Origin of the sequence: Corynebacterium sp. MSK004, from assembly GCF_030232515.1 — a bacterium.
Lineage (GTDB): Bacteria > Actinomycetota > Actinomycetes > Mycobacteriales > Mycobacteriaceae > Corynebacterium > Corynebacterium hesseae.
On sequence record NZ_JASPKB010000013.1, the window covers coordinates 1 to 14,884 of the forward strand.

Here is a 14,884-nt window from a genome sequence, read left to right on the forward strand (position 1 = left end):
AAACGTCCAAAAAGCCACTAGACATCCCGTCCAAAAACATCCTGGACTCCGTGTCCAAAAAGTCGCTAGACATCACAAAGCTAGTTCTTGTGGCTAACTTCAAACAGATCATCGCGATGTGCATTGAAGGTGATGGGGTCTTTACAGGTTTACAGCCAACTGCCCGTGTAAACACATGCAGATAAGCGTTTGGCGCTCTTGGGGCAGAGGTTTAAAAGCGTTCATTTGTTTGAAAATGATGTTTTGCTGCTGTCATTAAATGCGCCAGCTTCTCATACGGGCGCGTACGAAAGTACGGTTCCCTCTCGAATTAGGTGTGGTTCATTGAAAAGCGTGTGCCCCCGGGAGGTTTCCCTGGGGGCACGTGCGTGTTTCTCTTAGCTCTTTAGAACCAAGAAAGTTAGGGCCAATCTACTTAACAACAGTCTTTACCATTACCGGCTCGTCATTCACGGTTACTTCCTGACTACCCTCGAGCGCTCGCGCGGAGGAAAGACTGGAAAGCCCTGAACAAGATGCGTTGATGGTATGCGAACCAGGTTCCAACGCGTAGAAGTACACGCCTTTGGCATTAGTCGTGTGTACCTTTTCCTGCGAAAGGCCAAGAAGCTTACATTCGCCTGCCGGGTTACCACTGGAGGTTACAACGCGAATCGTTGATTCTCCTGCATTAGGCTTGGACTGCCCATCGTTGGGGAGGCCTTGGCCGACACTGATTGCAACAACTAGGGAAATAATGCCCAGAACGGTACCAATGAGTCCGAGAAGGTTACTGGGGTTATTAATGAGAGCTTGAACCTGAGCTGGAACCGGGATCTGTGGTTGCATTGTTTTGGATCTCCTTAATGTCATTGAAGGTATTTAGCATGCTTGGGCTTATACGTAGGGCACTGTTTTCAGGGCAGCCGAGATCGCTGATGCCATGCGTGTGAATGCCGATGGCAGCGTTGTCTGTGGCATAGACCGGAGAACCGCTTTGTCCGCCTGTGGTGTCTAAGCTATAGCAAAGTCGAGTTTGGGTTCCTGGATGAAGGATTCCGAAGAGAGAACTTCATGAGTGTCCTTTGCAGGAGAGAGATGATTTGTGGGGTGAGCTGGGGTAAGTCCCTTTCACCTTGTAGTGAATTATGAGGCATCGAAAAGGAGCCTGCAACCGTCAGGCGGTTTGATGTTGCCTTGTGCTCCCCCCAAAAAAAGGGGAGGGGTGGCCTCTTGTTTCATCGGGTCCGGCTGGTCTCTATTCAGATTCGGTTGGGGCGCAGGCCGCGCCGATGATGCCAAGCGCAGCCAGCAGGCCGAGGCCACCGACGGCGTACTGAGCTTCGCGCGGGATGTTGCGGGTCATCGACTCAATCTGCTTCCGGACAGGCTCGAAGCCCGGGATGTTGAACTGCGTGTTGGCAAACCCAAGGAAGGCAACCGGAATGGCGAGGGCTGCGGGGATGGTGAGGCCGAGGGCAGTCGGCAGGCAGTGCTCGCCGGCAGAAGAACCGGAGCTGTGAGTTGGCTTGGTGTCAACCTTGTCGTCATCGTCGGTCTGATCCGGCTCCTCCGACGGAGCCGGCTCCTCAGACGGGTCCGGCTCGTCGGTCGTGGTGCAGTCCTTGAGCTGGTTATCGGTGCGCTTCACCGTCGCAAGGTTAAAGCCCACCTTGACCGGGTCGTGGTCGGAGGAGCGGTAGGGGTTATCGGCCTCAAAGACATCGCCGCCGGTGTAGTTGCGGCGGGAGTATTCCATGGCGATGGGCTCATCGGAGTTGATGTTCCAGGTCTGCGCGGCCTGAGCATCTACGTGCTCGTTGGCCAGGATGTGGTCCAGTGAGCCGAGGCGGCCGGAGAACTGGTAGGAGGCCACGTTCTGCCAGTCCTCTTGCGCGTTGAGCTCTTCCACCGGGATGGTGTAGCCGGCGTTGCGGAAGACGGAGATGGCATCTTCCTTGGAGTAGGTGTTCAAATCACCCATGACAAAGGTGGCCTTCTTCTGCCACTGCGGTTGCTTGGCCAGCCCGTCGAGGACGGCCTGGGCGTGGGCGTTGCGCACGTTGGGGTTGTCGCCTTGGCCGTCGCCGGTATCGGCATCACCGTTCGCTACCGATCCCTTGGATTTGAAATGGTTGGTCACCACCACGAAGGAATCGGGACCTTCAACAGCGCACCTATCGGAAACAGGCTGGAACTCCGCGGCGAGCGGGGTGCGGGCGGTGCCCTTGAAGCGGGCGTCCTCAAGCAAGGTGGCCTCACCCACCGGCTTAACGCGGTCCTTCTTGTAGATGATCGCGGTGCGGATGACGTCCGTATCGGCTGACGCGTTCGCCGGGGCCTTGACGTAGTCCCATTTCTCAGAACCCGCGCGGGAGTTGAGCTCACCCACGAGGTACTTCACGGCGTCATCGTAGGAGCCCCCCACGGTATTCGCGGCGTTCTCGATCTCAGACAGGCCAATGACATCGGCATCAAGGCCCTCCAGCGCGGTGAGGATCTTGCCCTTCTGGTCATTGAACGCGGACTCGGACCACGCACCGCGGAAGGTCCCGCTATCGGAGCCCACGCCGTTGCCAAAACGGTCCTTATACGCCTTCGCGCCGTTGTCCTCGCCCAAGTTGATGAAGAAGTTGAGCACGTTAAACGCCGCCACGGTGTAATCGCCGTCCACCTGCGGGGCCTCCGGACGGGCCGGGTCCCACGTAATCGGCAGGTCCGCGGCGGCAGAGTCACCGGTAATCATCGCGGTGGGTTGGAAGCGCCACTGCTCGTGACCGTAGCCCAGGATGACGCCGGAGTCCGCGAACTCCACCTGGTTGGTGGTGCGGATGGTCTTGACCTCCGAGCCGTTCTGCATGATGTAGGGCAGCTTCGTCGAGGCGCCATCACGGGAGAAGTCGCGCGTGGAGCCGTCGTCCAAAATGACGTACTTCGCCGCGTTAGCAGCCTCCATGTCCTTTTGTTCTTGGGTGCCCGGGGAGACGATGTCGGTGGGCTGACGCAGAGCCTCGGTGCCTGGAGCCAAGCCCAGCTCGCCGTAGCGGTTGAGACCGTAATTGTCGGTCACGGTGTGCACGCCAGGCTTGAGCAGCATGGACTCGAGCTTCTCGCGCTCCTCATCACCTTCCGGCAGGGCGTCGATTGCAAGTGGGGTGACGGCGGGGAGGGCGTCGTCAAGCGTGGAGCCGGCGCTCAGGGCAATCTGGGTCTGCCCAAAGTACTCATCAACGGTGCCGGTGACCTCGACGGAATCCCCGATGGCCGGGTAGAAGCCGGTGCCACCGGTGTAGACGAAGACGGCCTCGGAGGCCTCGGTCGGCGCGGTCTGGCCCGTGCCCGGGGTCTGGATGGTGAAGCCGTTGAGGGACTTCTCACCCTGCCACACCGCGGTAACCACACCTTGGGTGGTGACGTTCTGGCCCTTGAGCGGGGACTCCGCGCCGGTTCCCTGAATCTCCGGGATGGTGACGGTGGAACCCGGCTCAGCCGGGGTTGGGTCCGGTTGCGGGGCCGCGCCGCCGGCAGACTTCGGCGTCGGCGCTGCAGCGCTGAAGTCTGCGGCATTGTCGTCGGTGTCGGAGCCCTCGGCGTCGCGCTGCGCGGAGGTGGAGTTGTCCAGTGCCTGGGCGGGGGAGCCCTCGCTTATCGACGCCTCCCCGTACCCCACGATGTCCACCTCGGCCCCGGAGGCGTCGTAAAGCTTCACCGAGCCCTTGGAGCCGGACAGGTTCAGGTTCCCCTCTGCATCAGGGGAAGGAAGCGGCTCCCCGGTGTCGCCGCCACCTTCCTGGATGAGGAAGTAGCCCCCAGCCGGGAGGGAGCCGGATAGCTCGTGCTTTCCGCCAGAGTTGCCAGAAGCGGATAGGTACTCCACGGACCAGCCAGTGAGGTCGAGGTCAGCGGAGGTGGGGTTATAAAGCTCGATGAAATCATTAGTAAACGCCGCCCCCTTGTTGCCGCCGCCACCGTAGACCTCAGAGATAACGGCGTTGGAGCCGTCCGCCGCCGCACCGGCCTGAGGTGCGACGATGCAGGTAGAGACAAGAGCAGCGATGGCGAGTGAGCCAATGCGTGTGAGATGCATGAGAGGTTCCTTGGATAGGTGAGAACAGGACAATGCATCTCGTTCTACCCGGGTTTCGCACCGAGTGATACCGGAGCGCACTAGGTGAGCTGGGGGTTAAGGTGGGATTCCCCAAGAATTCTTCAGCCGTTTGGTTTGAATTCATCACCCCCAAAGATTCCGAATCTTTCTTGCCGGCGGGATAGACTGGCGGGGCACCTATACTCACGCACAGTAAGGCAAAAATTTTCATGGCTCGTGTAGTTGTCAATGTCATGCCCAAGGCCGAGATCTTGGACCCGCAAGGTCAGGCCGTTGTTCGCGCGCTGGGCCGCCTGGGGGTTGCTGGTGTCAGCGACGTGCGCCAGGGCAAGCGCTTTGAAATTGAAGTCGATGATTCGGTCAGCACCGAGGAGCTGGAGAAGGTTGCTTCCACCCTGCTGGCCAACACCGTGATCGAGGACTACGAGGTCATCCAGTAATGAAGATCGGCGTTATTACCTTCCCCGGCACGCTTGACGACGTCGACGCGGCCCGCGCCGCCCGCACCGCCGGCGCCGAAGTCGTGTCCCTGTGGCATGCGGACGAGGACCTGCGCGGCGTCGATGCCGTCGTGGTTCCCGGCGGTTTTTCCTACGGTGACTACCTGCGCTCCGGCGCGATTTCGGCGCTCGCCCCGGTGATGCGCGCGGTCGTCGATGCCGCTAACAAGGGCATGCCGGTGCTCGGCATCTGCAACGGCTTCCAGATTCTGACGGAGGCTGGCCTGCTGCCCGGCGCCCTGACCCGCAACCAGGGCCTGCATTTCCACTGCGTGGATACCTACCTCGAGGTGGAGAACGCACAGACCTCCTGGACCAGCGAGTTTGCGCAGGGGCAGCGCATCCTCATCCCGGCGAAGCACGGCGAAGGCCGTTTCCAGGCGGATGCGGAGACCGTGGAGCGCTTGGAGGGCGAGGGCCGCGTGGTCTTCCGCTATACCGATAACTTCAACGGCTCCATCAATGGCATTGCCGGCATCACCAACGAGGCCGGCAACGTGGTGGGGTTGATGCCGCACCCGGAGCATGCCATCGATCTTCTCACCGGCCCGTCCACCGACGGTCTGGGTTTGTTTGTGTCCGCCCTCAAGGTCGTCGCTTAACCCGCGCCGACGGTTAAAGGAGAAACAATGACCGTACACAACGACACCGTCGAGCAGGCATCCGCGCAGCCTGAACTGGACCAGCCCTACCGCGAATTGGGCCTGAAGGATGACGAATACGCGCACATCCGCGAGATCCTGGGTCGCCGCCCGACCGATGCCGAGCTGACCATGTACTCGGTGATGTGGTCGGAGCACTGTTCTTATAAGTCCTCCAAGGCGCACCTGCGCTACTTTGGCGAGACCATGACGGAAGAGATGGGCTCCAAGATCCTCGCCGGCATCGGTGAGAACGCCGGCGTGGTGGACATCGGAGACGGCAACGCCGTGACCTTCCGCGTGGAAAGTCACAACCACCCCTCCTACGTGGAGCCGCACCAGGGCGCCGCGACGGGCGTGGGCGGCATCGTCCGCGACATCATGGCCATGGGCGCGCGCCCGATTGCCGTGATGGATCAGCTGCGCTTCGGCCCGGCGGATGCGCCCGACACCAAGCGCGTTCTGCCGGGTGTTGTCGACGGCATTTCGCACTACGGCAACTGCTTGGGCTTGCCCAACATTGGCGGCGAAACCATTTTTGATGAATCTTATGCCGGCAACCCGCTGGTGAACGCGCTGTGCGTGGGCACGCTGAAGGTCGAGGACCTCAAGCTGGCCTTCGCTTCTGGTACCGGAAACAAGGTGATGCTCTTTGGCTCGCGCACCGGCCTCGACGGCATCGGTGGCGTGTCCGTGCTGGCGTCTGACACCTTCGAGGATGGCGCGGAGCGCAAGCTGCCGGCTGTCCAGGTGGGTGACCCGTTCGCGGAGAAGGTTCTCATCGAGTGCTGCCTGGAGCTGTACAAGTCCGGCATCGTGGTGGGCATCCAGGATCTGGGCGGTGCGGGCCTGGCCTGTGCCACCTCCGAGCTGGCTGCGTCCGGCGACGGCGGCATGGAGATCAACCTGGACAACGTCCCGCTGCGTGCGAAGAACATGACCGCCGCAGAGATCCTCGCTTCCGAATCCCAGGAGCGCATGTGCGCCGTGGTGACCCCGGAGAACGTGGAGAAGTTCAAGGAGATCTGCGCGCACTGGGACGTCACCTGTGCCGAGATCGGTGAGGTCACCACCGGCAAGCACCTCATCATTCGCCACCAGGGCGAGGTCGTCGTCGATGCCCCGGCACACACCATCGCCAACGAGGGGCCGGTGTATGACCGCCCCTACGCGCGCCCGGAGTGGCAGGATGCGCTGCAGGAATTCGAGGGCGTCGAGAAGCAGGACATCACTGTGGCGCTCAAGAAGCTCGTGGCCTCCCCGGCACTGTGTTCACGTGATTTCATCACTGAGCAGTATGACCGCTACGTGCGCGGCAACACCGTGCAGTCCCACCACGCGAACGCTGGTGTTCTGCGCATTGATGAGGAGACCGGCCGTGGTATCGCGGTGTCGGCTGACGCGTCTGGCCGCTACACCAAGCTGGACCCGAACATGGGCGCACGCCTGGCTCTGGCGGAGGCCTACCGCAACGTCGCCGTCACCGGCGCCCGCCCGGTCGCCATCACCAACTGCCTCAACTATGGCTCCCCGGAAAACCCGGACGTGATGTGGCAGTTCCGCGAGTCCGTGCATGGGCTTGCTGACGGTGCCGTGGAACTCGGCATCCCCGTGTCCGGCGGCAACGTCTCCTTCTACAACCAGACCGGCGAGGAGCCGATCTTGCCGACGCCCGTCGTGGGCGTCCTGGGCGTTATCGACGACGTCCACAAGTCCATCGGCAACGAGCTCGGTCTCGTGGAGGAGCCGGAGGTTCTCGTGCTCCTGGGTGAGACCAAGGATGAGTTCGGCGGTTCCATCTGGCAGCAGGTCAGCGCTCGTGAGCAAGGAAATGACTCGGAGAATGGTTTGAATGGTCTGCCGCCGCAGGTGGACCTGGCCAACGAGCAGCGCCTCGCGGACTTCTTCGTGGGTAACGAGGGCTTAACTGCAGCTCACGACCTCTCTGAGGGCGGCCTTGCTGTCACCGCATTCGAGATGGCTAAGCGCAGCGGCGTAGGCCTGAGCCTGGACCTGTCCAAGGTTCACGAGGATGCCTTCGTGGCAGCCTTCTCCGAGTCCGCCTCCCGCGTGCTGGTAGCAACGACCGCTGACCGCGTCGACATGCTGCTGCAGCGCGCCGAGGAGTGCGGCGTTCCGGCCGTCGTCGTGGGCCAGACCACCGACAACGGTGAGCTGGAGCTCGGCGGCGAGTCCATCGCCGTTTCTGATCTGCGCGAGGCATGGGCAGCAACCCTGCCGGACCTCTTCGGCCACGCGGTGGGCGCCAACTCCGTCGTGGAGTAGACCACACATACAACACTGCAACCGGGCAGGGTTCTCGCCAAGGCGAGGCCCTGCCCGCACTGTCTAATTGCTCCAGTCAGCGTTGTAGACTGTTAGCAATAGCTGCGTACGGGGGCTGGGGAACAGAGATGGAAGACGTGAAGAGAAAAAGAACTTTGTATGTTTTTCTCGATGAGTCGGGGGATATGCAGTTTGGTGCAAAAGCCTCCACGCACTTCTTAATCACAGCATTTTGCACTTTCGATCCAGCAGGCACTGCGATAGGACTGCAAGCGCTGAAGTATGAACTTATGGCAGCGGGGAGTAAAGACCTTGAGTTTCATGCAACAGAAAATTCGAAGGGAACGCGAAAGCGGGTAATAGACCGAATTAATGAGCTTGATCGGTGCCGTGTCCACACGATCTGGGTGGATAAGCGAATGACGCATCCGACTTACCAGTCTCCACCGCAGCTTTTAGGGCTCTTTGCAGGTGCAATGGGGAAGTGGATTAATGCGGTGTGGGGAGACTCAGAGGTAAGCGACGTAATTTTAATTTTCGACTCGGTTCTTACTGGCAAGGAAAGATCGGCATTTGAAAAGAGGATAAAGCCTCTGTTGAAAGGTCTACAGCTAAAGTTCCGTGTGCTCTTTCATCCAGTAAAACAGGATTTGAACGGTCAGATTGCTGACTACTTTTCTTGGTCCTGGTTTCAGAAAATGGAACGAGGCAAGGGACAGTACGTTCAAGCACTTTCGCAGCGGCACAATTGGGATCAATTCAATATGTTTTCGGCGGGAAAGACCTATTACTGGAGTGGTCCGGTCCGAAAATAAGCGACCGCCCCACCTACCGGCGTAAGCCGGAAAGCCTTCAGGGGCTCTTTCAGTGGGGCGGAACCTTTCGCCTTGAGTTTAGACCTTCATCGTGTGGGGAGGCAAGGGAGCTATTAGGAAATGCCGAAGGCAGGAGCGAGGGGCCGGCCCCGCCCGCCGTGAGGCGGCAACCTCCTAGGAACCAACCAACTAAGCGCCGATGGTGCGGGCGATGGTCTGATCCCAGCTCAGCTTCATCTGGTGGGAGAAGAGGTTGAAGGTGTGCGAGCCCTGGGGGCTGAAGTAACGGTTCACTCGCACCCCGGCATTGCGGGCGTTGCGGGTGAATTCCTCTGAGCACTGGTTAGCAACCGTCTCTACCGCGCAGGGTCCGAGCCACTGAGCGGGGTTGTTGGTGCCATCGATAGGACCCGGAGTGCCGGAGGCCGAGCCCACGAAGACCTCGACGTCGCGCAGACGCCCAGGGTTGGCGTTGGGGTCGTGCTCGAACCACTGTGGGGAGCCCGGCAGGCCCCATGCATTGAAGGAAGATCCGCCGCCATAGGCGATCATCGCGGTGGAGGTAGGGAAGCCAATCGCGCCGGAGCGCACCGGACAACCGGAGTAGGAAGCCGCTGCTTTGTAGCGCTGTGGGGCGTGGCCGGCGATGTCAAGTGCGGCGCCGCCCGTGGAAGAAATGCCGCCGATGGCATCGCGACCGGTGCCGTGGAACTCGGCGTCGATTAGCGGGGGCAGTTCAGCGGTCATGTAGGTGTTCCACTTGTTGACTCCCAGGATGGGATCCTCGGCATTCCAATCGGTGTAGAGAGAGTAGGCGCCGCCGAGCGGCATAACGACGTTGACGTTTTTGCCCACGGCCCAATTGCGAATATCGGAGTGGGTCATCCAGTTCATGCCCGCCTGGCCGCCTTCCACGCCGGGAAGCAAGTAAAAGGAGGGGCGCGGCTTATCGCCCTCGGGGAGCAGAACGTTATTAGCAATTACCGCGCGATTGGCCGGGGACCACACGTCCACCACCCAGTGGTTGCCGCCCATATGGCGCTTTGCGGTGATGAAGGGCTTGTCACCCAGCCAGGGCTGCGGGTTGGTCACGCGCGAGGAGGCCTCGCCGAGGGTGCTGGACTGTGCGGAAGCGGAGCCGACGCCTGCCGCCGCGGCCGTCCCCAGCGCCATCATGGCAGCCGCGAGCAACGCCGCAGCGCGGCGAGAGTGTGAGACAGCCGCGGTGCGGCGAGAACCTGAGACATAGGAAAGCATAATGCGCGTAGTTTACGCCGTTAGCGCAATCGAACGGCAACTCTAAGCAGAAAAACTGGTGCTAATTTTTCCCTCCACCCTTGTCTGCTGTGGCGCGCGGCCGTATATTTACGGGTACGTAAGTTTTGGGGGTGAATGCGTTTTGCGCATGACCCGCACTTCAGGCAAGGCAAGGCCCCTCACTATGAACGCACCCAGTGCCCAGATATCCTCCCCGCAAGAATCAACGGTTGAAGAAGGCTCTATGCGCGATCACAGCACAATGGAGCAGCTCATCCAGCGCACCTATTGGATGGCGGACCGCGGCCCACGCCCACTAACACGCGGCTGGGGCCACTTCTTTGCGGCCATCGCGTCCCTGGTCGCATCGACGGTTCTGATTACTTTCGCGTGGATGACGCTGCCGTGGTGGCAGGGGCTCGCGGTGACGGTCTATGGCGTCGGCGTGGTTGGCCTCTTTACGGTCTCGGCGTTGTACCACCGCTGGCCGTGGGTATCTATGCGCGCGGTGCAGTGGTGGCGGCGTGCTGACCATGCGACGATTTCGGTGTTCATCGCGGCGACCTACACGCCCTTGTGCGCCATCGTGCTGGAGCCAACGCAGGCGTTGTGGATGCTGACCTCGGCGTGGGTGGGCGCCATCATGGGGGTTGTCTTGAATCTGGTGTGGATCAATCACCCACGCTGGCTGGACGTGGTGGTCTACTTGGTGCTGGGATGGCTCATCCTGCCGCTATTGCCGAACTTGTGGCAGTCCGCAGGGCCGGCCGTCGTGTGGCTGCTTTTTGCGGGTGGCGTGGTCTATTCAGTGGGTGCGTTGATGTACGGCTTCAAGTGGCCGGGGCGCAACGCACGTTGGTATGGCTACCACGAACACTTTCACACCGCGACGATTGCCGCGGCGGTCGTGCACATGGTAGCCATCTGGATGGTTGTCGCGGGCTAGCCGAATGCGGGGGCTAGCTTTATGGGCTCTATGGAAAGCGCCTATTAGGCGTTGGTGAGGTCCTCCGCGAGGGGGAATTCGACGACTAGGCCTTGGCACAGCACGCGTGCGTTAGGGGTGCCATCCCACGTGGGGTTGAAACCAACCGCACGTAGCGCTTCGACGAGTTGCTCGCCAACGGCCACAGGTGTGCTGAGCTCGTCATCGGTTTTCATGGTGCCGAAACCAAAGAAAAGGTCTCCGGTGTGGATCAACCTGTCGACGTCCTGCATGTGGCAATACACGTATCCTGCGGCATCCTCTTCTTCCGCCTTTTCGGCGCCGCATTCAGCGCCGTCGGAGGCGTCCCAGCCTTCGTCGAAGCTGAAAGCTAGGTTGCGCTGCTGCAGTTCATCACGGAGGGCGTCGAGACGTTGTGCGTCTGCGGACTTCTCAGTGACTTTCTGCGCGTATTCGGCGGCCACTTCATCGATGATGGAATCGAAATCTTCAGGAAACGGTTCTTCGCGGGTGCTTTCCCATTCAGAGGGATCGTCGAGAAGTTCGAAGAAGTCGTTATGAATGTCCTGGCGTGAATGGCCGTGGCACAGATGAAGCGAGATGTCGTTGCGGAGGGTACCGGAGACCAAGATGTCTTCGGAAGGTGGGAAGGAACTGGAGAACATGGCGTGTGATGTGGTCATGCCTGTGGACGGTAGATGCGTGATACTGCGCGTGACTGAAAAGCAGGGAGGGCACCCCGCCAGGTGGCGGAGGTGCCCTCGAGATGCGTGGAGTGACTAGACGTGGAGCGGATCCACACCAGCCTCGGTGAGCATCGGGATGTTGTGGACCTCAGGCGGGACGCCGAAGGCATCCACGAGAACGACGGACCACGGTGCCAGCGAATCAACAAGGTCGTTGATGGCGGCGCGGGCAGCCTTGATGCGGCCAGCCGGGATCAGGTTGTGCTCCTGGTACCAGCCCGCGTGCTGAACCAAGGTGTCGAAGACGAAGAGGTGGCGCAGCTGCTCAAAGACCTGGCGCGCCAGCGAACCTTCCTCAAGACGCTCCTCTGCCTCAATCATGGCCTGGACCAACAAAGTATCCACACGAGCCCAGCCGGCGGCGATGAGGTGATCCTGGCACTGGTCAACGATGGCAGCAGCCTGCACCTTATCGGCCTTGCGGGCCGGCTGGATGCGGCGCACGAGGGAGAAGAGGATGGACTGGGCGCGGTCGTCGATCAGCTTGGCCTGGTAGGTGGCGTCGAAAAGCGAAGCCTCAGAGGGATTCACGCGGTCCACCAGGCTTTGCAGACGGGTGGTGAAACCGTAGCGGCGACGAACCACATCGGTGGCGGTGGAGGCTGCGTACTTCACGGTGTCCCACGGGCTCATGTCATTCATCGCGCGGCCATAAGCGGTGAGCAGGTTCTTGCCCACCATCTGAATGAGCACCGTGTTATCACCCTCGAAGGTCGCGAAGACATCGGAATCGGCGCGGTAGGTGGTCAGGCGGTTCTCTGACATATAGCCGGCGCCGCCGCAGGCCTCGCGGCATTCCTGAATGGTGCGTGTAGCGTGCTGGGTCTGTGCAGTCTTGATGGCTGCGGCCAGAGACTCCATCTCGCGAGAGGCGAATTTCTGCTCTTCGGTCGGTTCCGTCACAGACCAGGTACCAGCCTCGTGCTGATCGTTTTGCTCCTGGTAGCGCTCCAGAATCTGGTTGTAGAGCAGGTGCAGTGCGTACGTACGGGCCAGCGGAATGAGCAGGCGGCGGCGGTGCTGGCGGTGCTCGATGAGGCGCTTTTCCGCGCCGGTGGCGCCTTCGAACTGGCGGCGGCGGTTGGCGTAGCGAATCGCAATGTCCAGGGATGCCTCGGTGGCGGCACCCGCTGCGCCGGATACGCCGATGCGGCCGCGGATGAGAGTGCCCAGCATGGTGAAGAAGCGAGCATTCTTGGACTCGATGGGGGAGGAGTACTTGCCGTTCTCGTCCACATCGGCGAAGCGGTTGAGCAGGTTTTCGCGCGGCACGCGGACGTTGTCGAAGCGCAGGGTGCCATTATCGACGCCTACCAAACCACCCTTGTGGCCATGATCGCCCAAGGTAACGCCTGGCAGCTCCTTGCCTTCTTCATCGCGGATGGGGACGATGATGGCGTGGACGCCGTGGGAGCGGCCGTCGCTATCCGGGGTGATGAGCTGGGTGAAGACGACGGCCGCGCGGCCATCCTTGGCGGCGTTACCGATGTAGTTCTTCACCGCGGAATCGGAGGGGGTGTTGATGATGAACTCATCGGTATCTGGGTCGAAGGTGGCGGTGGTCTCGAGGGATTGCACATCGGAACCATGGCCGCGCTCAGTCATGGCGAAACAGCCCGGCAACTCCAGGCTGGCGGCCTTCTCAACCCACTTGAGGTGGCGCTCGGTGCCTAGCTGATCCAGCGCTCCACCCCACAGGCCCCACTGCACACCGGACTTAATCGCCAACGAACCGTCGACCCACGCCAAGCCCTCGAGCGTGAAGGTGGAGAGATTTGGCTTGCCGGCACCGCCGTTGGCGCGGCGCAGGCCGTGGTTGAATCCGCCGAAGTCACGAACCTTGGAGAGGTTCTCAAAGGTGTGTAGGCGCTGCTCCGCCATGGGTAGATCCGGGTTCGGGAAGAGCGAAGGATCGTTGAGGAAGGTGCGCAGCTCCTGGCGGAAGGCGGCGTGGGGGCCGTCGAGAAGCGCGGCAAGCTCGGTGGCGACGGAAGGCTTGGGGGTGGTGGGCAGGCGGTGTGGGCTGCGGGCCTCGGCCTTGGGTGCGTCGGTGGAGGCCTGGTTGTTGAGCTCTGGGGAGACGGGTTTCTTGTCCGAGGAGGACTTGGTGAGTGCCATGGTGGGGTCCTTTCTGGGAGGGAAGTTTTTAGCGCTCGACGATGGCCGCGACACCCTGGCCGCCGGCGGCGCAGATGGAAATGAGGGCGCGTCCGCCGCCGTTTTCTTCAAGAATCTTGGCGGTGGTGGCGAGGATGCGGGTGCCGGTGGCGGCGAAGGGGTGGCCGGCAGCTAGGGAAGAGCCCTTGACGTTGAGCTTGGCGCGGTCGATGGGGCCCAGCGCGGACTGCAGGCCGAGGCGCTCGCGGCAGTAGGTTTCGTCCTCCCATGCAGACAGGGTGGCGAGTACCTGGGAGGCGAAGGCTTCGTGGATCTCGTAGAAATCGAAATCCTGCAGGCTCAGATTGTTGCGCTCCAGCAGGCGAGGAACCGCGTAGGTAGGGGCCATGAGTAGGCCATCTGGGCCGTGGACAAAGTCGACGGCCGCGGTTTCGGAATCCACCAGGAAGGCGCGGGGCTCGATGTTGTGCTCAGCCGCCCACTCTTCAGAGCTGAGGAGAGCGACGGAGGCACCGTCGGTCAGCGGCGTGGAGTTGCCTGCTGTCATCGTCGCCTGTGTGCCGTGCTGCTCGGCATCGCGTTTACCAAAGACCGGCTTGAGCTTGGCTAGGGACTCCAGGGAGGAATCCGGACGCAGGTTGGTATCGCGATTGACGCCGAGGAAGCCGGTGGTGAGGTCATCGAAGAAACCCTCCTCCCAGGCCTTGTGGAGGTTCTGGTGGGAGGCGAGTGCCAGCTCGTCCTGGGCTTCGCGGCTGACGTTCATCTCGCGGGCGGTGATGGCGGCGTGGTCACCCATGGAGAGACCGGTGCGGGGTTCGCCGTTCTGCGGCTGTTCCGGGGCCAGCTGCGACGGGCGGATGGAGCCGATGAGCTGGGCGCGCTGCGCGGCCGTCTTGGCGCGGGTGAGATTGAGTAGTGTGCGGCGCAGCGTGTCATTGACAGCCAGCGGGGCATCCGAGGTGGTGTCCGTGCCTCCTGCGATGCCGGCGGAGATCCGGCCTTGGGCAATGGCATCACCGACATGGATAGCTGCCGCAAGAGAAGTGCAGCAGGCCTGCTGCATATCGAGTGCTGGGGTGGTCGAGTCGAGCGCGGAACCGAGGACCGACTCGCGGGTCAGATTGAAATCGCGGGAGTGCTTGAGCACAGCGCCGGCGGCGACGAGGCCGAGGCGTTCGTCGTGAAGCCCGTAACGTGCGACGAGTCCATCCAGCGCACTGGTGAGCATGTCTTGGTTGGACGCGTGGGCGTACTGCTTATTGGAGCGAGCAAAGGGAATGCGGTTACCGCCGAGGATGGCTACGCGGTGCGGGGGGTTGGTCATTGAAAACTCCTTCGCGAGTGGTCTGGTGCGAATCGTCCCAGCGGGAGGGGGGAGCAACCCGACTGTTCATTTCGCGTCACAACTAAAGTGATATTGTTAGTTCTATCACTCAATTAACTAACCTTGCAACCAGCTCAACAAAGCTCGCAAGGTTGTGAAGA

At 61.3% G+C, this 14,884-nt stretch carries 12 protein-coding genes; 6 read left to right on the plus strand and 6 right to left on the minus strand.

Annotated elements, in window-relative coordinates; genetic code table 11:
- Nucleotides 1-185 (plus strand): hypothetical protein (locus QP999_RS12765; protein ID WP_284848436.1); only part of this gene is annotated, 185 nt, incomplete at its 5' end.
- Nucleotides 186-411: 226 nt separating this feature from the next.
- Here QP999_RS12765 and QP999_RS12770 read toward each other — a convergent pair.
- Both QP999_RS12770 and QP999_RS12775 read right to left on the minus strand, forming a co-directional pair.
- Entirely contained in the window at nucleotides 412-828 is a 417-nt protein-coding gene (locus QP999_RS12770; protein ID WP_284848437.1) for a hypothetical protein, read from the minus strand.
- Nucleotides 829-1,237: 409 nt separating this feature from the next.
- A complete protein-coding gene (locus tag QP999_RS12775) occupies nucleotides 1,238-4,066 on the minus strand; it encodes an ExeM/NucH family extracellular endonuclease (RefSeq protein ID WP_284848438.1) in 2,829 nt (942 codons plus the stop codon).
- Nucleotides 4,067-4,296: 230 nt separating this feature from the next.
- On the opposite strand from QP999_RS12775, the gene purS reads away from it, so the two are divergent.
- From purS to QP999_RS12795, 4 genes are all read left to right on the plus strand, one after another.
- A complete protein-coding gene (gene purS, locus QP999_RS12780; RefSeq protein WP_070522888.1) occupies nucleotides 4,297-4,527 on the plus strand; it encodes a phosphoribosylformylglycinamidine synthase subunit PurS in 231 nt (76 codons plus the stop codon).
- Nucleotides 4,527-5,189, plus strand: a complete 663-nt coding sequence (purQ, locus tag QP999_RS12785; RefSeq protein ID WP_070532362.1) for a phosphoribosylformylglycinamidine synthase subunit PurQ — start codon at nucleotides 4,527-4,529, stop codon at nucleotides 5,187-5,189. The genes purS and purQ overlap by 1 nt, the downstream gene beginning before the upstream one ends.
- 27 nt (nucleotides 5,190-5,216) lie before the next feature.
- Nucleotides 5,217-7,514, plus strand: a complete 2,298-nt coding sequence (gene purL / locus QP999_RS12790; RefSeq protein WP_284848439.1) for a phosphoribosylformylglycinamidine synthase subunit PurL — start codon at nucleotides 5,217-5,219, stop codon at nucleotides 7,512-7,514.
- A 128-nt stretch (nucleotides 7,515-7,642) separates the two neighbouring features.
- On the plus strand, nucleotides 7,643-8,329 hold the full coding sequence (locus QP999_RS12795) for a DUF3800 domain-containing protein (RefSeq protein WP_284848440.1): 687 nt from the start codon (nucleotides 7,643-7,645) through the stop codon (nucleotides 8,327-8,329).
- A gap of 189 nt (nucleotides 8,330-8,518) precedes the next feature.
- On the opposite strand, the gene QP999_RS12800 is transcribed toward QP999_RS12795, so the two are convergent.
- The gene (locus QP999_RS12800; protein WP_284848441.1) at nucleotides 8,519-9,586 is read right to left on the minus strand and encodes an alpha/beta hydrolase; all 1,068 of its coding nucleotides are present in this window, start codon (nucleotides 9,584-9,586) and stop codon (nucleotides 8,519-8,521) included.
- A 244-nt stretch (nucleotides 9,587-9,830) separates the two neighbouring features.
- Between QP999_RS12800 and trhA the strand changes: the two genes are divergently transcribed.
- Nucleotides 9,831-10,532, plus strand: coding sequence for a PAQR family membrane homeostasis protein TrhA (gene trhA / locus QP999_RS12805; RefSeq protein WP_284848449.1), 702 nt, complete (start codon nucleotides 9,831-9,833; stop codon nucleotides 10,530-10,532).
- A 44-nt stretch (nucleotides 10,533-10,576) separates the two neighbouring features.
- Here the strand turns inward: trhA and QP999_RS12810 are convergent, their stop codons facing one another.
- The 3 genes from QP999_RS12810 to QP999_RS12820 all read right to left on the minus strand — a co-directional run bounded on the left by QP999_RS12810 (nucleotide 10,577) and on the right by QP999_RS12820 (nucleotide 14,723).
- Entirely contained in the window at nucleotides 10,577-11,215 is a 639-nt protein-coding gene (locus tag QP999_RS12810) for a DUF6891 domain-containing protein (RefSeq protein ID WP_284848442.1), read from the minus strand.
- Between the two features lie 96 nt (nucleotides 11,216-11,311).
- Complete coding sequence (locus QP999_RS12815; protein WP_070524789.1) at nucleotides 11,312-13,396, minus strand: acyl-CoA dehydrogenase family protein; 2,085 nt, start codon at nucleotides 13,394-13,396, stop codon at nucleotides 11,312-11,314.
- 28 nt (nucleotides 13,397-13,424) lie between these two features.
- Complete coding sequence (locus QP999_RS12820) at nucleotides 13,425-14,723, minus strand: acetyl-CoA C-acetyltransferase (protein WP_284848443.1); 1,299 nt, start codon at nucleotides 14,721-14,723, stop codon at nucleotides 13,425-13,427.
- Nucleotides 14,724-14,884 lie beyond the last annotated feature (161 nt).

Coding starts and splice junctions, on each gene's coding strand:
- QP999_RS12770 (WP_284848437.1), bottom strand. CDS start 828: ATGCAACCACAGATCCCGGTTCCAGCTCAGGTTCAAGCTCTCATTAAT.
- QP999_RS12775 (WP_284848438.1), bottom strand. CDS start 4,066: ATGCATCTCACACGCATTGGCTCACTCGCCATCGCTGCTCTTGTCTCT.
- purS (WP_070522888.1), top strand. CDS start 4,297: ATGGCTCGTGTAGTTGTCAATGTCATGCCCAAGGCCGAGATCTTGGAC.
- purQ (WP_070532362.1), top strand. CDS start 4,527: ATGAAGATCGGCGTTATTACCTTCCCCGGCACGCTTGACGACGTCGAC.
- purL (WP_284848439.1), top strand. CDS start 5,217: ATGACCGTACACAACGACACCGTCGAGCAGGCATCCGCGCAGCCTGAA.
- QP999_RS12795 (WP_284848440.1), top strand. CDS start 7,643: ATGGAAGACGTGAAGAGAAAAAGAACTTTGTATGTTTTTCTCGATGAG.
- QP999_RS12800 (WP_284848441.1), bottom strand. CDS start 9,586: ATGCTTTCCTATGTCTCAGGTTCTCGCCGCACCGCGGCTGTCTCACAC.
- trhA (WP_284848449.1), top strand. CDS start 9,831: ATGCGCGATCACAGCACAATGGAGCAGCTCATCCAGCGCACCTATTGG.
- QP999_RS12810 (WP_284848442.1), bottom strand. CDS start 11,215: ATGACCACATCACACGCCATGTTCTCCAGTTCCTTCCCACCTTCCGAA.
- QP999_RS12815 (WP_070524789.1), bottom strand. CDS start 13,396: ATGGCACTCACCAAGTCCTCCTCGGACAAGAAACCCGTCTCCCCAGAG.
- QP999_RS12820 (WP_284848443.1), bottom strand. CDS start 14,723: ATGACCAACCCCCCGCACCGCGTAGCCATCCTCGGCGGTAACCGCATT.